Origin of the sequence: Mycobacterium sp. 3519A (genome assembly GCF_900240945.1) — a bacterium.
Classification (GTDB): Bacteria; Actinomycetota; Actinomycetes; order Mycobacteriales; family Mycobacteriaceae; genus Mycobacterium.
Genome location: NZ_OESG01000014.1, coordinates 932,820 through 950,676, shown reverse-complemented (window position 1 = coordinate 950,676; position 17,857 = coordinate 932,820). Strand labels below are relative to the sequence as shown.

Here is a 17,857-nt window from a genome sequence, read left to right as displayed (position 1 = left end):
CTAGGGTCCTTGGTCGAAGCGATACGGCACGGTGAGCGGGTTGCCGTTCGCAGCCGGGCTAGGCGCCTGACCGATGGTGCGTCCCCACTGCATTTCCAGCTCGGTGAGATCGCCCTCGAAGCGGGTGCCGGTGAACAGGTTGCGATCGAGTCGGCTCAGGGTGAGGTCGAGGATCAGCGTCATGTTCGCGTAGTCGCCGCGATACCACTTGTCGATATTCTCTTTGGGCCAGGGGAAGGTGGAGAACAGGCTCAGCGACCGGGTCAACGCGGGGCCGGCGTCAGCCAGTGAACTCAACACCGGCCCCAGGGTGGCGGTCTCGGCCACGAGGTCGTCTCTCGTCTTATCGACTGTGTCTGCGGTGATGGCACTGACCTGGCCGAATTTGGCGGCGGCGTCGGCAAGCTCGTCACGACGCTCGGATAACACCTGCAACGCGTCGGGGATCAATTGAATTGCCCTGTCGAGCAGTGGTTTCTGCGACGCGAACTGTCCTGCCAGCCGGTTGAGGCTCTCACTTGCCGCGATGATGTCGTCTTTCTGGTCGTCGAGGCGGCCGCTGAACTCGTTGAGCTGATCGATGAGTCCGCGCATGTCGCCTTCCCGCCCGGCGAAGGCCGTGCTCAACGCGGCGGTGATGTCCTGCACCTGGCCGAGTCCGCCCCCATTGAGCACCAACGACAGTGCGGCAAGCGTTTGTTCGGTGCTGGGGTAGGTGGCGGCGTTGGACAGTGTGACCACCGAGCCGTTGTGCAATCGCCCCTGTGGCGGCGCGTCGGTGGGTGGGCTCAGCTCGATGTGCAACGACCCGAACAGACTTGTCTGGGCCAACTTCGCGGTGCTGTTGGCGGGCAGGTCGACGTCGCCGTCCAACCGGACAGTGACCAGCGCATGCCATCCCTGCCGGGCGATGCTACTCACGGTTCCGACGTTGACATCGTCGACGCGTACGCGGGAGTTCGGCTGCAGATTAGTGACATCGGGCAGCTGCACCAGAACCTCGTATGACCCCTTACCCCAGCCGTGGGTGCCGGGCATCGGTAGCGAGTTCAGTCCACGCCAGCCGCAGCCGCTGGCGCTGAGCGCGACGAGTCCGGCGACTGTCACCGCAGCGCGAAATCGACGTTTGGTCACGGCTATGACCCACTTCCGGTGGGCGCCACCATGATTCCCGGCAGGCCGTCTGCCGGATCGGTCATCAGGGGCGGGTTGGGCATCGGCGCCTCGGCGGCCAGCGGAGCCGGCTGGTAGTCGGGTCGCAGCCAGTCCTCGCTGTAGGTCAACTCGTTGGGCCGCGCCATCACACCGACGAACGGGTTGAGTCCCAGAGGCGGAAAGTTGTACTGGCGGTTCTTCACGATAGGGGCCAGATACTGTGTGCACAGTTTGGCTGACTGCTCGGCCCCCAGCCGCGAGGCGGCTTGTACCGCACCGCAGATGAAGTCGATCGGGTTGGCGAAGTTGTTGGCGGCCAAGACGCCGGTCAGGGAATCGTGTGCCGGGGAGTAGACGTTGCTGAGATTCTGCAGCACGTTGGGCGCGACATGCAGGATTTGTTTGACGTCGTCGAGACTGGCCACCAGCGCGCTGCTCACTGACGTCAGTTTGTCCGAGGTGCTGCCCAACGCCTCTTTGTTGGCGCTGATGAACGCCGCGAGATCGGCAGTCGAGGAGTCGATGTCGGCGACGGCCTTGCCCACCTCGTCGGGGTCGTCCGCCAGCGCGGCGGTTACCGAGGCGAAGTTCGCGTTGAGTTGGCGCATCAACTCCGCGCTTGACTGCAGCGCAGAAACCAGGAGGGCCAAATCTTTGGCGCTGCTGAAGATGTCGTTGCTGTGGCCGCCCAGTGCTGATAGCGCGCGTGAGAGCTCTAGCACTGCCTGGTGGATGCTGTTGCCTTGCCCACGCAGATTGTCAGCTGCGGTGTTGAGGAGGCTGCCGAGCGGGCTGGTGCCGTCGGGCTGTGTCGGCGCGAGGGCGTCGGAGAGCTTTTGTAGCTGCTTGCGAACGTCGTCGAATTCGACCGGCACGGCGGTGCGGTCCTGGGCGATGACGGCGTTGTCGCCGAGTGCGGGGCCGGTCGTATAAGCGGGCACAAGCTGAATCGCTCGCGCGGTCACCAGCTGCGGGGAGATGATCACGGCGCCGGCGTCGGCCGGCACTTTGTATTTGGCATCGACCCAAAAAGTGATCTTGGCTCGGGTGGGCTGCGGCTCGATGGTGTCGATCTGGCCGACCTTCACGCCCAGGATCAGCACCTCGTCACCGGGATAGATGCCGTTGCTGTTGCTGAAATAGGCGGTGATTCGGGTGCGCGAATTGACCGGTTGCGCTCGCGTCGCCGCGACAAGTCCGCCTGCCAGCAGGACTGCGAAGACGACGCAGAGGACACGTCGGGTAGGGGACCGTGTCATCTCACTGTCCGGCCTGTGCGTCGGGCGGCGCCGGCGAAGGGGTGAGCGCGGCGCCCGTCTCGGGGGATGTCGGTGGTGACGACGCGACCCCGGGTCCCGGCGCGCCCGGCGGGGGGCCACCCGGGGGCGGAGCCGGCAGCGGCGGTCTGTACGGATATCTCGGGTCGCCCGGATGTCCCGTGATCGCGTCGGGCAAGGTGAGGTTCGGCTCCCCGCCCTGTCCGGTGCGCGGATAGGGCACCGGCAGCGCCGGTGTGCCCGGCTGCCCCGTCTGAGGATCGGTGAGCTGCGAGGGCGCCAGTACGTTGGGGTCGAGTCCAAGGTCGGAGAATGCGGCGTCGACGAAGGGCTGAATGAATTGACCAGGCAGCAGGTTGGCCAGGTACGGCTTGAAGAAGGGACCCGCCGAGACCGCCTCCCCCAGCGCCAGCATGTAGGGCGCGACCTTCTTGATCGCCTCCTGCACTTTGTCTTTGCGGCCGTCCACGATCGCCAGGACAGCGTTGACCTTGTCAAGGGCCGCTGGCAGCTGCTGGTGGTTGTCCTGGATGAAGCCGCGCAGCTGCTCGGCGAAAGCGGAGATGTCTGCTGAGATCCGGTCGAGTGCGGCGGATTCAAGCTGCAGTTGGTGCAGCAGCGCGTTGGAGTCAGCGATCAGCCGGACCACATGGTCGCTGCGCTCGGCGAGGACGCCGATGGATCGGCGCGCGTTGGTGAGCAATTGACGCAGGGACTCGTCGCGTTCGGCCAGCGTCTTGGAGAAGCGCGAGACACCGTCGACGGCCAGTCGCAGTTGCGGTGGGGTCTGGGCGAACTCGTTGGCCAGCGTCGACAGTGACGCATTGAGTGCGTCACTGTTCACGGCATCGACGGTGTTCGACAGTGACTGCAGCGCGTCGGTCAGTTCGTAGGCGGGTGTGGTGCGCTCGAGCGGGATGGTCTGCTGCAGCGTGTTAGTGCCGCGCGGGGTGATCTCCAGGACCTTCACCCCGAGAAGGCTTTTGGTCTTGACCGCGGCTTCTGTGCGGTCGCCGAGATGGATGTCCTTGGTGACGTCGAAGGTGACAAGCACGCGTGCTCCCTGCAGGTCGATGTCGGACACCTTGCCGACTTTGTATCCCGCGATTTGGACGTCCTCGCCGGTCTGTAAGCCACCCGCCTCGGCGAAGTAGGCCGAATAGGTGGCTTTGGAGTTCCAGATGGGCAGCTTGTCGAACTGCAGCGCCGCCGCTATCACACCGACGGTGACTCCGACGCCGACTGCGCCGACGACTCCGAGATTGCGTTCCGATACGGGCTTCATTTGGGCGTGCACCGTCCTGAACTCTGACCGGCTAGCTTGACGTAGACGGGTTGTCCGCCTTTGCCGTTGACTTTGAGGACCACGTCGCACAGGTAGAAAGCGAAGAAGTCGCCGTACAGGCCTTGGCGCCCGAGTCTTTGGTAGGCATCGGGAAGAGTTTGCAGAAGGGTATCGAGGTACTCGTGGTCTGCTACAGCGATGCTCGCGGTGCGATCTGCCTGTGTGACTGCCGCCGCGATCGGCTGCCGTGACTGGCGCAGTAGCTCGGTCACCGATCCGGCGGCCGCGTCGGTGGCCGCGACCGCGTCACCGATGTCGGTCTTACGTGCCGACAGGCCGGCGACGAGATCCGAAAGGGAGGTGACGGCTTTATCGAATTGACCGCTTTGGTCGCCCAACGATCCGAGCAGCGTGTTCAGGTTGGTGACGACTTGCCCGATCAGCTCGTCGCGGTCGGCCAGCGTGCTGGTCAGCGACGCCGCTTGGGCGAGGAACGTGTTGATCGCTCCTCCTTGACCTTGAAATGCCTGCACGAGTTGAGCACTGAGCGTGTTGAGCTTGTCGGGGTCAAGCGCCCGGAACAGCGGCCGAAACCCACCGATGAGTGCGTCGAGGTCCAGCGCCGGTGCTGTGCGTTGCAGCGGGATGGTGTCGCCGGCTTTCATCGCGGCCGGATTACCCGGGCCCTCTTGAAGTTCCACGTAACGGTCGCCGATGAGGTTGTCGTATCGGATGAGCGCACGCGTGCCTTGGGTGAGGACCACCGAGTCGTCGGCGCTGAATTCGACGATGGCGGTGGCGGTTGGCGTAACGGTGATCTGCTTGACCTTGCCGACCTCAACGCCTGCGATCCGGACGAATTGTCCGCTGGCGAGCCCGCTGACGCTGGTGAATTCGGCGCGGTAGACGGTGCGCGATTCGAAGCGCAACTGCGCGAACACCATCAACAGTGCAAACGTTCCGAGTGCGCAGACGCAGCTGAACACCGCCAGCCGAATGATCGTGCCTCGCAGGCTTTGTCTCACCGTCGTGTCCTTTTGCCGTCCGCACCGATCACGGTGCGACCGGCTGCGCTGGTGTGGGTGGGGTGTCCGTCACCGGGGGTTGCGGCGGTGCCCCGCCAGGGTCGTAGGGCGGCGCGCCGTAGGCGGGTGCACCAGGATAGGGCACCGGCCCGATCGCGGGTGGTCCTGCAGAACGGATGCTGGGCGGTTCGGGCGCTGCGCGGGTGGTCGGGAAGAAGTTGACGTACCAGGGGTGCCCGATACCCGGGTTGGGCCGAAAATCCAGTCCTGTGCCGAATCCCGTGTCGGTGATCAGCTGGCGCACAGGAAAGTTCTTGGACGCATCGGGCAGTGAGCCGCAGCCGGGTTTACCGCCGGGCCCGCCTTTGGCGGCCACCCTCGGGAGGTTATCGGGGTAGCGATAGGGGTCACTTCCGAAAAGCGCTGAACCATCCAGGATCGCGGAGTATCCGTTCCCGCCGGTGGAGGCGTAGCCGCCGTTGTCGAGGAACCATTTCGCGCCCAGCAGAAGGCAGGTGTAGATGGGATTGTATTTCATCAACAGGTCGGTGGTGGGTCGCAGAATGTTCAGCGATTCAACGAGGTTGGTTTGGTTGGGCCCCAACAGTTCGATACCTGCGTTCGAGAAGCCGACGGCACTGAGCAGCAGCGCGTCAAGCTGGCCGCGCTGGCCTTTGATGGTCGAGCTGGTTACGTTGAGGTGATCGAGGGCGGCCAGAATGTCGGGCGCGGCAACGCTATAGGCGTCGGTGGCCGCTTTCAGCGAGCGCAGGTCGGCACGCGCCTCGTCCATGAGTGGGTTGAGGGTCCGCAGTACGTGGCTGGCGCTGGTGATCGCTTCTCCGATGGTGGCCCCTTTCCCGCGCAGCCCGTCGGCCAACGCAGTCAGCACGGAGTTCAGTTTTGCGGGATCGACGTGGCTGAGCAGGTCGGTCAGATTCTGGAAGACGGTGTTGAGTTCACTTGTGACGTGCCGGGATTCGATGATTGAGCCGGCGGTGAGTGCGGTGCCGCTGGGTTGTGCCGGATACTGCAGGTCGACGTACTTGCTGCCGAACAGTGTGGTGGAGCGGATCTGCGCAGCGACGTTGGACGGGATGAACCGCATGTCGTCGCGGGACAGCCTCAACTGCAGGCGTGCCTCGGTGCGGTCCAGCTCGACACCGACCACGACGCCGACCTGCACTCCGCGCATCTTGACCTTCGCACCGGGCTCCATCATGAGACCGGCGCGGCCGGTGGTCAGCGTCACGGGGACATCGGAGTCGAAGACGCCGGCAAACAGTGCCGAGCACACCGCGACGATGCCGGCGATGGCGAGCGCCAACGCCAGCGTCCACCACGCCGGCCGTACCGGCCGCCGCCTTGGGCGACGGTGGGCGGGTTTGTACCCGAAGTGAACCACCATCAGCCGGTGTAGTTGAAGTCGCCGGATTGCCCGTAGATGGCCAGCGAGACGAACATGGTGATGAACGTCGCGACGATCAAGGAGAGCCGCACGGCCCGTCCGACGGCTTCACCGACGCCGGCGGGCCCGCCTGAGGCGTTGTAACCGTAGTAAGTGTGGATCAGCATGATGACAATGCCCATGGCGATTGCCTGCAGGAACGACACGACCACGTTGTCGGGGTTGAGGAAGGTGTGGAAGTAGTGGTTGTAGACACCGCTGGACTGGCCGTAGATGGCCGTTGTGCCAACTTGTGCGGCCACGAACGCTGACACCAGAGCCACGCAGTACAGCGGGATCACCACGATGAGGCCCGCGACAACCCGCGTCGATGCCAGATAGGCGATGGACCTGATGCCCATCACCTCCAGTGCGTCGATTTCCTCGTTGATGCGCATCGCACCCAGTTGAGCCGTCGTGCCGGCTCCGATCGTCGCCGCCAAGGCGATGCCGGCGATGAGCGGTGCCGTGAGTCGAACATTGAAGTAGGCCGAGGCAAAGCCGACAAGGGCCTCGATCCCGATGTTGGCAAGCTGGTTGTAGCCAAGGACAGCGACCAGCGCACCGACAGAAAGATTGAGCACAGCGACGATGACGACGGTGCCGCCAACGACGGCCAGGGCACCGACGCCCAAACCCATTTCGGCGATCAGTCGCAGCGCCTCGGCCTTGTAGTTGACCGCGACGTCACCGACCGCGCGAAGTGTGTGACCGTAAAACTTGGTCTGCAGGCCGAGGCGATCCAGCTCGTCGGCGCATCGCGCCGTGTAGCGCCCGATCCTGGACCGGGAAGGAACGGAGGTCACGTCGGCGCCGTCATCGAACGGTCAGTTTCACTGCCACACTTGAGGCCAGCAGATTGATGATGAACAGCGCCACAAATGTGTAGACGACCGTTTCGTTGACGGCATTGCCGACACCGGCCGGCCCACCTTTGACCGTGGTTCCTTTGTAGCAGGCGATGAGGCCCGCGCTCAGACCGAACAACGCCGCCTTGATCAGGCAAGTGAGCACGTCGACGGTATGGGTGATCAGGTTCATGCTGCCGACGAATGCCCCGGCCGTGACATGCTGAACGAAAACTGAAAACAGAAAGGCGCCAACGATTCCGACGAGCACAACGACGGATGACAACATCACCGAGACGAACGTGGCAGCGGCGACCCGTGGCACGACCAGCGTCTGAGTCGGGTTCAATCCCATCACCCGCAGTGCGTCGAGTTCTTCCCTGATCGTGCGTGCCCCTAGGTCTGCGCACATCGCTGTCGCTCCCGCTCCTGCGACGACCAGCACCGTCACAATGGGGCCCAGTTGGCTGACCATCGCGTATGCCGCGTTGGTGCCGGAGAAGTCGGCAGCGCCGAACTCCAGCAGCACGAGGTTGAAGGTGAAGACGGTCAGCACGGAAAACGGTATCGCCAAGAAGATCGTGGGCAGAACTGACACTCTGGCCACGAACCACGACTGGTCGAGAAATTCCTGCCAGGCAAACGGCCGACGCGGGAAGGTCAACAGTGTGTCTGCTGCCATGGCGAAGAAGCCACCGGCTGCGCGCAGCGGTTTGGCCACCACACCCGCTGCCGTCATGCCCGGCCTCCCCGGGGCACACGCGGTCGCCGGCAGCTCTGACGGCTGTTCGCATTCGGCAAGTTGTTCTCCGTCTCGTCTTCAGAAGACCGTGTGTAGTTCTCTGCGGCAACATATTTCATCGACCGAGCAGTCCGCGAAGGCTGACCTGCCGAGTCGATCACCACCGACGGTATTGTCACGGCGGGCCACCGCACACGGTCTATTGACGTAGCCGCGCTCAGTCAAATGACGTAGTGGTCCGCAGCGTTTCGACTGTCCCGAGGGGGTCGCCACGACCAGTGTCGCCGCCTGGCGTCAGGAGTCGGTGAAATCCTCTTTCTAGTAACGGGCTTGCGCGATTCACCAACTGCGTGGAGTGCAGGCGAGGGGTCCGCTGAATCAGCCGGTATCCCTGCGGCGGATTTCATTCGGCGCCCGATTCGCGCAACGTGTCGGCGTATCCGTCATCGTAGGAGTGGTTGAGGTCTTCTAGCGCGATATCGGTTCTGCCGGTCAGATCACGCGAGGGATCGTCGTAGAGCGAGCTGTAGCCACCGGGGCGGCCGTTGAGGATCTCCCACCAGTTGCCGTCAGGGTCAGCGAAATAGAATGAATAAGCTCCATGCTGCTCCTGGGGGCGGTTGATCCGCTGGATCCCGTAGGCGTCTTTGACGGCGACCAGCACCCGGTATGCGGCGTCGACGTCCTCGCGGCTGGCGACATCGATGCCGTTGTGATCGAGCAGTCCCATCCGCCCCGGCTCACGGGTCTCCACGACCACGTAGGTGTGGTGGGTGCCCTTGCGGATCTGCATCGACACCGGACTCACCTGCATGACTTCGAACCCGAGCACCTCTTCATAGAAGCGGCGCGAGGCCTGCAGGTCGAGGGAGTTGAGCGTGCCATGGGAGATCATCACCGTGGGGATCAAAGGCTTGTCAGTCTTGCAACTCGTCGTAATCTGCATTGCTGGTCCGTTCCTGGAATGCTCAGTAGTGGGTGGCGACAGTGACTTCGAGACCATCGAGGCCGGCGTGATAGGAAATCTGGCATGCCAACCGCGAATTGGGCTGTCGGTTGTCGAGTTCAGCAAGAAGTTCCTCTTCGAATTCGTCAGGCTCGCTGAGACGATCCGCCCAACCCTGTCCGACGAAGACGTGGCATGTTCCGCAGGCCATGTTCCCGCCGCACAGCCCGACGATGCCGACTTTGAGCTTGCGCAATTGAACCATCAGCACGGTGCCCTCGACCGGCTCCAGATCGTGGATATCACCCTGGCGGTCAGTCACTTTCACTACCGGCATGCCGACTCCCCCTGTGGCTTTCCGGCAGGCCACTGCGCGATACTCACGGCAGAAACGCTATGCCCTCCGTGGCGTTGACGACACGGTCGAATGACCGACGTTTCCTACGTCAAACGACGTAGAGCGCGCGGCTTAGCAGCTCTCGGATTCGGACTCGGTGAGCCCAACGTCTAACGCCCATAACGCAATCTGGGTGCGCGAAGCCAGCCCCAGCTTGGCCAGCACATTGCTGACGTGCGTGCGCGCTGTGCGTTCGGTGATCGTCAGGTGCTTGCCGATCTCGCGATTGGACAGCCCCTTGGCAACCAGCGCCGCGATCACTCGCTCGCGTGGGGTGATGAGGGCCACGGGTTTGTCGGTCGCCCTCCACGCCCTGCTCAATGCGCTGGTCACCGCCGGATCCACGGGCATCTCGCCGGCATACACCGCGCGCAGCGCCGCTACCAGTTCGTCGGGACCGGTGTCCTTGAGCAGGTAGCCGTTGGCTCCGGCGGCCAGCGCGTGGCGGGCCCGGGCGGCGTCGCCGAAACTGGTCAAGACCAAGGTCCGAATCTGCGGATAGTTGGCGGTGATGTGCGAGATAGTTTGAGTCCCACTCAATCCCGGCATCTGCAGATCCACGACGGCGACGTCGGGAAGCTGGCCGAATGCCGTCAGGCGGGCAAGGGCGTTCAACGCGTCCTGGCCGTCGTGGGCTTCGGCGACCACGTCGATGTCCTCGTGCATCGCGAAGAACGCTCGCATCCCCTGCCGGACGACGGCATGGTCATCGGCGAGGAGAACCCGTATGACGCGGCGTTGGTGCGTCATAGGTGGACCTGATCGAGCGGTATCCGGATTTCAATCATGGTTCCGTTCGCCGAGCTCTCGATCCTCAGCCGGCCGCCGAGTTCCTTACAGCGGCCGCGCATGTTATCCAATCCGAGGTGACCGGGTTTGGCCGCTTCCGGGTCGAAACCGGGTCCGTCGTCTTGGATCCGAACGACCATCAGCTCCCCCGCGCAGTCGCTTTCGGTCCTCAGCGTCACCGAGATGCGCCGGGCCGCAGCGTGGTTGATGGCGTTACCGATCGCCTCCTGCACGATCCGGTAGACGTGTTCGTCGTAGGGCCGAGCAAGGGCCGGGATGTCGTCGGCGGCATCGACGAAGACGTTGGCTCCTGTCCGGCTGCCGACGGCCTCGGCCAGACGGCGCAACGCCGGTGCGAGGGCATGTTCGCGCAGCTCGGTGGGGCGCAGATGCAGGACAAGAGTTCGCATCTCGTCGACCGCTGCGGTGATCAGACCGTTCAGCTCCCTCAGCCCGGTTTGCAGCGGCCCGGCATCGCCAAGGAGACGATCAGCTTCGAGTTCAAGTGCGCGGGTACGCAGCTGCATCGAGAAGAGCAACTGGGATACCGCGTCGTGCAGGTCCCGGGCCATGTGAGCTCGTTCCTCGAGCGCGGCCTTCTCCCTGGCCTGGGCGAGCAGATGGGCGGTGTGCACGGCCAGCGCCCCATGGTCGGCCATGGCGGTGAGAAACGACAGGTCTGAGGCGTTGGGTTCATTGCCGCGGGCGTAGAAGGCCGTCATCGCTCCGACTGTCTCTTCGCGCACCGTCAGCGGAACGGCGACCAACTTGCTCCATCCGACCTCTTCGGCCAATTTGACCAGCGGGGCGAAACGCTCATCAGAGGCGAACTCTGCGTCGATGTCGGCGACGAGTCGATCGCCGGTACGGAATGTCTCGACGGTCAGCAGCGGCGCTCCCAGCGAGCGCGCCTGTTCCAGGCCGTCGCGGTAATCGCCGGGACAGCCTGCCGCACCGACCATTTCGAAGGTGTCACCGAAACGCGAGCGCAGGCTGACAGTGCACATGTCGGCACCGCTGACGGTGCGCGCCTCATCGGCCAGCTGGTCTAAAACGATTTGCAGGGGGCCCTGCCAGGCGATGCTCGAAGCCGCCCGCGCGAAAGCCGAGATCATCCGGTCATGCCGCCGGTCCGCCGCGGAGGCCCCATCGGCCAGCTGCTCCGCCATGGTGGGAATGTACGCCGGGTGCGGCTCGGGCCACGCCGGTTTCTGACCTCGCCAACAGCAGATACGTCATTTGACGCAGCGAAAACAGGTCAATTGGCGCTGTGTGGGCCAGGGCGGGCCGACTTAACGTCAGGGCTAATCCTCGCCGCAAGACGAAAGAGATGACATGCTCCTGATTCTGGGTCCGACAGGTCAGGTCGGAACCCACGTCATCGCGGAACTCGGGCGTCGGGGAACACCGTTTCGGGCGGTCGTGCGCACCGCGGCCGCTGCGGCGCGGGTACGCGAAGCCGGCGGCCAGCCCGTCACCGGTGACCTCGCCCACCCTGAGACGGTCGCTCCGCATATGGCTGATGTGTCCCGAATGTTTCTTCTGACGCCCGGCAGCCCCGATCAGCTCCGCATCCAGAACCGACTCGTCGACTCGGCTAAACAGGCCGGCGTCGCGGCCGTCGTCAAACTGTCTGTCTACACCGCCGCGGAGGATTCTCCGTGCTCGTTGAGCCGATGGCACTGGGCCAACGACGAATACCTCAAAGCCAGTGGGCTGGCGTGGAGCATCCTGTATCCGCACACGTTCATGCAGAGCATCGCTCTGCAGTTCGCGCGCGCCGTCCGCGACACCGGCGTCATACAGGCCGCAGTCGGACCTGATAAGGCCATCAGCATGGTCGACGTGCGCGATGTCGCCCACGTGGCTGCCGCCGTGCTCTGCAGCGATGCCCATCATGGCCGGGAATACTTGATCACCGGACCTGAACCGCTGACCTACGCCGACTGCGCGCGCAAGCTGTCGCGGTCGCTGGGGCGACACGTGGACTACGTCCGGGTCGCCCCGCAGACAGCACACGATCTGTTCACCGCCGGCGGGTTCCCCGAATGGCTCGCTGACGCCTTGGTGGCGCTATTCGCGATGTATGACACCGGCGAACTGAATCCGATCAGCGACGTCACAGCGACTCTGGTGGGCCGCCCTGCCCGCACATTCGACGACTTTCTCGCCGACGACCTGGCCCTGTTCAGCTGACGTGTTCACTCGTGTGCGCCGTCCCGGCCGGCGAGCTCATCGACGAAGGGATCGACCACGTGGAAATGCCGCAACCGGCAATGGTGATGACACCAGCGGCTCCGCTGGACGGCTGGTATGCAGCTGCCTGGGACCGGGAAGTCGGGCGCGAGCCTCTCGCGCGCCGAGTGGCCGACGAACCAGTGGTGCTCTATCGCACCCGAGACGGCCGTCCGGTGGCTCTAGCGGACGCGTGCTGGCATCGACTGGCGCCGTTGTCGATGGGCGCGCTCATCGGCGAGGAAAGTATTCGCTGCCCCTATCACGGGATCGTCTACAACGCGAACGGACGATGCGTCGGCATGCCGGCGCAGGAGACAATCAATCCGAGCGCGATGGTGCGTTCTTTTCCTGCGGTGCAACGCCACAGATTCATCTGGGTGTGGCTGGGGGACCCCTTCTGCGCCAACCCTGACCTGATCCCTGACATGCATCAAATGGACGATCCGGGGTGGGCCGGCGACGGCGAATCTATCGAATTGAGATGTAATTTCGCGCTGGTGCTCGACAACCTGATGGACCTCACCCACGAAGAATTCATCCACACCAGCAGCATCGGTGGCCGCGACATCAGTTCCTCGGAGTTCGTCGTCAGCTCCGAGGGAGACTCAGTCACCCTCTCTCGCTGGATGATCGACATCGAGCCGGTCCCGTTCATGGGCGCTCAGCTGCGCACTAGGTTCCCCGCATTCGCGGGCAATGTCGACCGCTGGCAGATCATCCACTACCAGTATCCCTCCACCATCTGCATCGACGTCGGGGTGGCCAAGACCGGCACCGGCGCCCCCGACGGTGACCGCTCGCAGGGGATCAACGGCTACGTGATGAATACCATCACTCCGGAGACGACAACGAGTTGCCGATACCACTGGGCCTGGATGCGCAACTACGAGTTGCGAAGTCAACTGTTGACCACCCAGATCCGTGACGGCATCCGCAACGTCTTCAAAGAAGACACGGCAATGCTGCATGCCCAACAGCAAGCCATCAGCGCGAACCCCGGGTTCGCTTTCTACAACCTCAACATCGACGCCGGCGGCATGTGGATACGCCGCATATTGGGGCGTCATCTTCGACAGCGCGAACCCGCCGGACGTGGATCATGACCGCGGCTGTCGCTCATCGGGTCTGGCGAGACGCCATCGTCATCAGCTCCACACCCATTGCCGCGCGGGTACGGCGCATCGAGGTCGAGATGCCCGACCCGGTGAGCGCACCGCCGGGCTCACACATCGACGTCGCCATTTCTGCCAACGGCACGCAGCTGATTCGCTCGTACTCGATCGTCGACGTGTCCGCAGACGGGCGTCGTTTGGCGATCAGTGTGCTGCAGACGGAGTCTTCGCGCGGCGGGTCAACGCAGATGCACCGACTGTGCGCCGGTCAGCCGATCCGGTTACGCGGGCCCGTGCAGAACTTTGCGCTGACCGTCGGCGCATCGCGATACCTGTTGGTAGCGGGAGGAATTGGGATCACCGCGCTAATCGGCATGGCTGCGGCGCTGCGGCGGGCGGGTGCGGACTACCGCCTGGTCTACCTGGGCCGCAACCGATCGCGGATGCCCTATCTGGATGACGTGCACAGAATGCACGGCGAGCGACTGACCGTGCATGTCTCCGAGGACAGCGGGGTGATGGACATCGATGATCTGCTGTGCTCGGTCGACGCGGCCACCGAGCTCTACATGTGCGGACCCGCCGACCTGATGCAAGCCATCCGGCTGGCCTGGTCGCAGCGCCGCCTACCCGAGGCGAATCTGCGTTTTGAAACATTCGGTGCGGGTGCGGCCACCGCGCCGTTCCTCGTACGGGTTCCGCGGCTGGGCCGTGAAACCGTCGTGTCGCCCGAGCAGACGATGTTGGAGGCACTGACCGGGATCGGCGTCGACGTGATGTCGGACTGTCTGAAGGGCGAGTGCGGGCTCTGCGCGGTCGACGTACTGGCCGTGCAGGGCGCTGTCGAGCATCGTGACGTCTTCTACAGCCGCGACCAGCAGCTGAGCAATCGCAGATTATGCGCATGCGTTTCGCGTGTGGTCGCCGCGCCACACGTGACGCAGGGCGACGCGCAACGCTCAACGGCCCGGCCGGCGATCTCGATCGACATCCGTTGACGCGACTACGACGCGAGGACACCTGTGAAACCACCGCCGGCACCACCAAAGCCGACCGCCACCACCGTCATCGGCGGCCAGCAACTACACGGTCCGCACGTCGAGATCGTCAACCCAGCCGACCCGCTGCAGGTCGTCGGCACCCACTGCCTCGGCAACCCTGATGACGCACACGCAGCTGTGATGTGCGCCCACGCGGCCTTCCCGGCTTGGAGTACCCACCCGCCGGCGGCGCGCGCCGAACGTCTGGTGTTCGGCGCGCAGGCCATCGACAGCGATTCCCTGGCGTTGGCCACGCTGCTGACCCAGGAGCACGGCAAGGTACTCGGCGAAGCCACCGCTGAGATCGCCAATGCGACCGCGACACTGCGCTATTACGCCGGACTAGCCGCAGCGTGGTCGGTCGAGAAGGTCAACGTCGATCATCGCGGGAAAATCATCGAGCGCCGCGTGCCCATGGGTGTGGCCGCGGTGATCGTGCCCTGGAACTTTCCGGTGCTGTTGGCCATGCTCATGCTGGCGCCGGTGCTGGTCGCGGGAAACACAGCCGTGGTCAAACTGCCCGACTATGCACCGCTGGCGTTGTCTTCCGCACTGCACCGATTGGCCGGCTCACTGCCCGTCGGCGTGCTCAACGTCCTCAGCGGCACAGGGCCTGACGTGGGTATGGCCCTGACTCGGCACCCGTTGGTCCGCAAGATCAGTTTCACCGGCAGCACGGAAACCGGCCGAACCATCATGCGTGACGCCAGCGTCACCCTGAAGAATCTGAGTCTGGAACTGGGCGGCAATGACCCTGCAGTCCTCCTCGCCGACGCCCACCTCGACGAAGACCTCATCGACCAGTTAGCCACGGGCTGCTTCACCGCGTCGGGCCAGGTCTGCTACGCACCGAAGCGACTGTATGTCCACCAGCGGCTGTTCTCCGACTTCGTCGAGGCATTCACAGCGCATGCCGCGAAACTCGTTCTCGGCAACGGATTGCACCGTGCTGTCACGATGGGGCCGGTGTGCAACCAGCGGCAGTTCCAGCGCCTCAGTCAGCTCATCGAGTCGTCGCGCGACGACGGCGCCGACGTGGTTCAGGTCGGGCAGATACACGAATCGGCAAGTAGCCGCGGATATTTCGTGCGCCCGACCATCGTCACGGGCCTTTCGGAGGATGCTGCTCTGGTGACCCAGGAACAGTTCGGTCCGGTCGTGCCGATCCTTTCCTTCGCCGACGACGAACAGGCGGTTGCGCGTGCCAACGCCACCGAGTTCGGTCTGGCGGCGTCGGTGTGGTCAGCCGACATCGACCACGCGCTGGCTGTCGGCCGCAGGATCCAGGCCGGCTCGGTCTTCATCAACGTCCACCGTGTCGGTGCTTCTGACGTCACGATGCCATTCGGTGGCTTCAAGCAGAGCGGGATCGGCAGGGGTCACGGCGTGCAGGCGCTGGAAGAAGCCAGCGAACTTCAGATCCTCGCCCAGCGCAACGACATGCGCTACCGGCCGCAGGCTTCCCGGCATCGCGAACCGGGCCTCAGTAGTGAAGGACTCACATGAGCTCTCCATCGCCTGTCACGATCGTCGGCGCAGGGATTGGCGGCCTCGTCCTCGCACTCGAACTGCACTCGGCGGGGATCCCGTGCCGCATCTATGAAGCCGCTCCGGCACTCGCCCCGCTGGGGGTGGGGATCAACATCCTGCCGCATGCATGCGCAGTGCTCGCCGAAGTCGGGGTCCTCGATCAGTTGGCCGCTATCGCAGTCACCACCCGGGAGTCGGTGTTCTTCAACCGCTTCGGCCAACTCATCTACACCGAGCCGGCAGGCCGTTTCGCCGGTTACCCGTATCCGCAGTTGTCTATACACCGGGGCGATCTTCAACTGGCGTTGGCCGAGGCGGTGGTGGACCGCATGGGCGCAGAGGCGATCGTGCTCGATCACACCTGCGTCGGCGTCACCGACGACGGCGCAGTCACGACAACCCGGTTCAGATCCACCAGCACCGATCGAGCCTTGCCGTCGGTCGCCTCAGGTGTGGTGATTGCCTGCGACGGAGTCCATTCCGCGATTCGCAAGCAGTTGTTTCCCGACGAGGGCTCACCGCGGTACTCCGGTGTGTTGATGTGGCGGGGAACCAGCGTCCATCCGGCCTTCCTCAGCGGAGCAAGCATGGTCCGGGCCGGTTGGCTGGCCACAGGCAAGATGGTCATCTATCCGATCCGCGACCACGTCGACGCGGCCGGTCACCAATTGATCAACTGGGTGGCCGAGATCGAGCGCCCCTATTGCGGGGACCGCGACTGGGGTCGACCCGGCCGGTTCGATGACTTCCTGCCGGCGTTCGCCGACTGGCGTTTCGACTGGCTGGACGTCCATGAGCTGATCCTGCGCGCCGACGCGGTTCTCGAGTACCCGATGGTCGACCAGGAACCGTTGCCGCGATGGACTTTCGGTGGTGTGACGCTGCTGGGGGATGCTGCTCACCCGATGGTGCCGCGCGGCTCCAACGGCGCCGGGCAGGCGATTCTCGATGCGCGTAGCCTGCGCAGCCATCTGCAGAACCACGATGATCCGCGGACCGCCCTGCGCGCATACGAGCACGAGCGCCGGCCACAGACGCAGGCAGTGGTCCTGGCCAATCGCACCGCACCGCCGGATGCCATTCTTCGCGAGGTGTGGGAGCGCAGCGGGGATCGGCCCTTCGACAGACTGGCCGACATCATCACCGACGACGAGATCGCGTCGATCTCGCAGCGCTACAAAGACATCGCCGGCCTCCGCGGCGGCACGACGTGAGTACCGCCGGGGCGCCGTGTGTGCCGGCTCGCGACGACGTCATCGTCGTCACCGGAGGGGGCCGCGGGATCGGCGCCGCACTGGTGGGGCACTTGGCGGCGCTGGGTATCCGCGTGGTGATCGCAGACGTGCTCGACACTGAGAGCGCGGCGCTGGCTGAGAGGTCGCAAGCAGAAGGGCACAGCGTGGACTTCGAGCACACCGACGTCGCGTGCCCCTCCTCGACGCGGGCGTTGGCGGCCGCAGTGCTGGCCCGCTACGGGCGCATCGACGCGCTCATCAACAACGCCGCCATCTACGCCGGTATCGGCGGCAAGAAGCATTTCACTGACATCTCCACCGAGGAGTGGGACCGGGTGATGGCCGTCAACACCAAGGGGGCCTGGCTGATGACTGCCGCCGTCTTTCCTGCGATGAAGGCCCGCCACCAAGGCGCGGTGGTCAATGTTGCCTCAGCGACAGTCCATGCCGGAGTGCCCTTCTTCGCCCACTACACCGCGTCGAAAGGTGCCGTCATCGCGCTCACCCGATCGATCGCCAAAGAGGTGGGCCGCGAAGGCATCACGGTCAATGCAGTCGCGCCGGGGCTAGTTGACAACGAATCATCAGCGCTGCTCAACGAATCGGCGTATCTGCCGGCGGTCGCCGGCGCGCGGGCGATCCCGCGGAACATGACGCCCGCGGACCTGTGCGGGGCGGTGAGCTTCCTATGTTCACCGGCGAGCCGGTTCATCACCGGCCAGACCGTCATCGTCGACGGCGGCCTGAGTTTCACCTGAGCGCCCGATCCCACTGCCCGCACCGCCGAGGAG

17 protein-coding genes are annotated in these 17,857 nt (G+C 64.5%); 6 read left to right on the top strand and 11 right to left on the bottom strand.

Annotated elements, in window-relative coordinates; genetic code table 11:
* The 11 genes from C1A30_RS25640 to C1A30_RS25590 form a co-directional block, all read right to left on the bottom strand.
* The gene (locus C1A30_RS25640; protein WP_101951125.1) at window positions 1-1,134 is read right to left on the bottom strand and encodes an MCE family protein; all 1,134 of its coding nucleotides are present in this window, start codon (window positions 1,132-1,134) and stop codon (window positions 1-3) included.
* Between the two features lie 2 nt (window positions 1,135-1,136).
* Complete coding sequence (locus C1A30_RS25635) at window positions 1,137-2,414, bottom strand: MCE family protein (RefSeq protein WP_101951124.1); 1,278 nt, start codon at window positions 2,412-2,414, stop codon at window positions 1,137-1,139.
* A gap of 1 nt (window position 2,415) precedes the next feature.
* Complete coding sequence (locus C1A30_RS25630; protein WP_101951123.1) at window positions 2,416-3,717, bottom strand: MCE family protein; 1,302 nt, start codon at window positions 3,715-3,717, stop codon at window positions 2,416-2,418.
* A complete protein-coding gene (locus C1A30_RS25625) occupies window positions 3,714-4,742 on the bottom strand; it encodes an MCE family protein (protein ID WP_101951122.1) in 1,029 nt (342 codons plus the stop codon). Before C1A30_RS25625 ends, C1A30_RS25630 begins: the two co-directional genes overlap by 4 nt.
* A 28-nt stretch (window positions 4,743-4,770) precedes the next feature.
* Window positions 4,771-6,147 (bottom strand): MCE family protein, encoded by a 1,377-nt coding sequence (locus C1A30_RS25620; protein WP_235010195.1) that lies wholly within the window; start codon window positions 6,145-6,147, stop codon window positions 4,771-4,773.
* A gap of 2 nt (window positions 6,148-6,149) precedes the next feature.
* Window positions 6,150-6,995: an ABC transporter permease gene (locus C1A30_RS25615; protein ID WP_101951120.1), complete on the bottom strand. Its 846-nt coding sequence runs from the start codon at window positions 6,993-6,995 to the stop codon at window positions 6,150-6,152.
* 10 nt (window positions 6,996-7,005) lie between these two features.
* On the bottom strand, window positions 7,006-7,776 hold the full coding sequence (locus C1A30_RS25610; protein WP_101951119.1) for an ABC transporter permease: 771 nt from the start codon (window positions 7,774-7,776) through the stop codon (window positions 7,006-7,008).
* Window positions 7,777-8,182: 406 nt separating this feature from the next.
* Window positions 8,183-8,674, bottom strand: a complete 492-nt coding sequence (locus C1A30_RS25605; RefSeq protein ID WP_235010370.1) for a VOC family protein — start codon at window positions 8,672-8,674, stop codon at window positions 8,183-8,185.
* A gap of 73 nt (window positions 8,675-8,747) precedes the next feature.
* Window positions 8,748-9,062, bottom strand: coding sequence for a 2Fe-2S iron-sulfur cluster-binding protein (locus C1A30_RS25600; protein WP_101951117.1), 315 nt, complete (start codon window positions 9,060-9,062; stop codon window positions 8,748-8,750).
* Window positions 9,063-9,194: 132 nt separating this feature from the next.
* Window positions 9,195-9,872: a response regulator transcription factor gene (locus C1A30_RS25595; protein WP_101951116.1), complete on the bottom strand. Its 678-nt coding sequence runs from the start codon at window positions 9,870-9,872 to the stop codon at window positions 9,195-9,197.
* Window positions 9,869-11,080, bottom strand: a complete 1,212-nt coding sequence (locus C1A30_RS25590; RefSeq protein WP_101951115.1) for a sensor histidine kinase — start codon at window positions 11,078-11,080, stop codon at window positions 9,869-9,871. The genes C1A30_RS25595 and C1A30_RS25590 overlap by 4 nt, the downstream gene beginning before the upstream one ends.
* A 166-nt stretch (window positions 11,081-11,246) precedes the next feature.
* Between C1A30_RS25590 and C1A30_RS25585 the strand changes: the two genes are divergently transcribed.
* The 6 genes from C1A30_RS25585 to C1A30_RS25560 all read left to right on the top strand — a co-directional run bounded on the left by C1A30_RS25585 (window position 11,247) and on the right by C1A30_RS25560 (window position 17,824).
* Entirely contained in the window at window positions 11,247-12,107 is an 861-nt protein-coding gene (locus C1A30_RS25585) for an NmrA family NAD(P)-binding protein (RefSeq protein ID WP_101951114.1), read from the top strand.
* Window positions 12,108-12,172: 65 nt separating this feature from the next.
* Window positions 12,173-13,252, top strand: a complete 1,080-nt coding sequence (locus tag C1A30_RS25580) for an aromatic ring-hydroxylating dioxygenase subunit alpha (RefSeq protein WP_101952876.1) — start codon at window positions 12,173-12,175, stop codon at window positions 13,250-13,252.
* Window positions 13,249-14,259 carry a PDR/VanB family oxidoreductase gene (locus tag C1A30_RS25575; protein WP_101951113.1) on the top strand — a complete coding sequence of 337 codons (1,011 nt, stop codon included), beginning with the start codon at window positions 13,249-13,251 and terminating at the stop codon, window positions 14,257-14,259. The genes C1A30_RS25580 and C1A30_RS25575 overlap by 4 nt, the downstream gene beginning before the upstream one ends.
* A 24-nt stretch (window positions 14,260-14,283) precedes the next feature.
* Window positions 14,284-15,807, top strand: coding sequence for an aldehyde dehydrogenase family protein (locus C1A30_RS25570; protein ID WP_101951112.1), 1,524 nt, complete (start codon window positions 14,284-14,286; stop codon window positions 15,805-15,807).
* On the top strand, window positions 15,804-17,045 hold the full coding sequence (locus C1A30_RS25565; protein ID WP_101951111.1) for a flavin-dependent oxidoreductase: 1,242 nt from the start codon (window positions 15,804-15,806) through the stop codon (window positions 17,043-17,045). The genes C1A30_RS25570 and C1A30_RS25565 overlap by 4 nt, the downstream gene beginning before the upstream one ends.
* Complete coding sequence (locus tag C1A30_RS25560) at window positions 17,042-17,824, top strand: SDR family NAD(P)-dependent oxidoreductase (protein WP_101951110.1); 783 nt, start codon at window positions 17,042-17,044, stop codon at window positions 17,822-17,824. Before C1A30_RS25565 ends, C1A30_RS25560 begins: the two co-directional genes overlap by 4 nt.
* Window positions 17,825-17,857 lie beyond the last annotated feature (33 nt).

Coding starts and splice junctions, on each gene's coding strand:
- C1A30_RS25635 (WP_101951124.1), bottom strand. CDS start 2,414: ATGACACGGTCCCCTACCCGACGTGTCCTCTGCGTCGTCTTCGCAGTC.
- C1A30_RS25630 (WP_101951123.1), bottom strand. CDS start 3,717: ATGAAGCCCGTATCGGAACGCAATCTCGGAGTCGTCGGCGCAGTCGGC.
- C1A30_RS25610 (WP_101951119.1), bottom strand. CDS start 7,776: ATGACGGCAGCGGGTGTGGTGGCCAAACCGCTGCGCGCAGCCGGTGGC.
- C1A30_RS25605 (WP_235010370.1), bottom strand. CDS start 8,674: ATGATCTCCCATGGCACGCTCAACTCCCTCGACCTGCAGGCCTCGCGC.
- C1A30_RS25600 (WP_101951117.1), bottom strand. CDS start 9,062: ATGCCGGTAGTGAAAGTGACTGACCGCCAGGGTGATATCCACGATCTG.
- C1A30_RS25595 (WP_101951116.1), bottom strand. CDS start 9,872: ATGACGCACCAACGCCGCGTCATACGGGTTCTCCTCGCCGATGACCAT.
- C1A30_RS25590 (WP_101951115.1), bottom strand. CDS start 11,080: ATGGCGGAGCAGCTGGCCGATGGGGCCTCCGCGGCGGACCGGCGGCAT.
- C1A30_RS25585 (WP_101951114.1), top strand. CDS start 11,247: ATGCTCCTGATTCTGGGTCCGACAGGTCAGGTCGGAACCCACGTCATC.
- C1A30_RS25580 (WP_101952876.1), top strand. CDS start 12,173: ATGCCGCAACCGGCAATGGTGATGACACCAGCGGCTCCGCTGGACGGC.
- C1A30_RS25575 (WP_101951113.1), top strand. CDS start 13,249: ATGACCGCGGCTGTCGCTCATCGGGTCTGGCGAGACGCCATCGTCATC.
- C1A30_RS25565 (WP_101951111.1), top strand. CDS start 15,804: ATGAGCTCTCCATCGCCTGTCACGATCGTCGGCGCAGGGATTGGCGGC.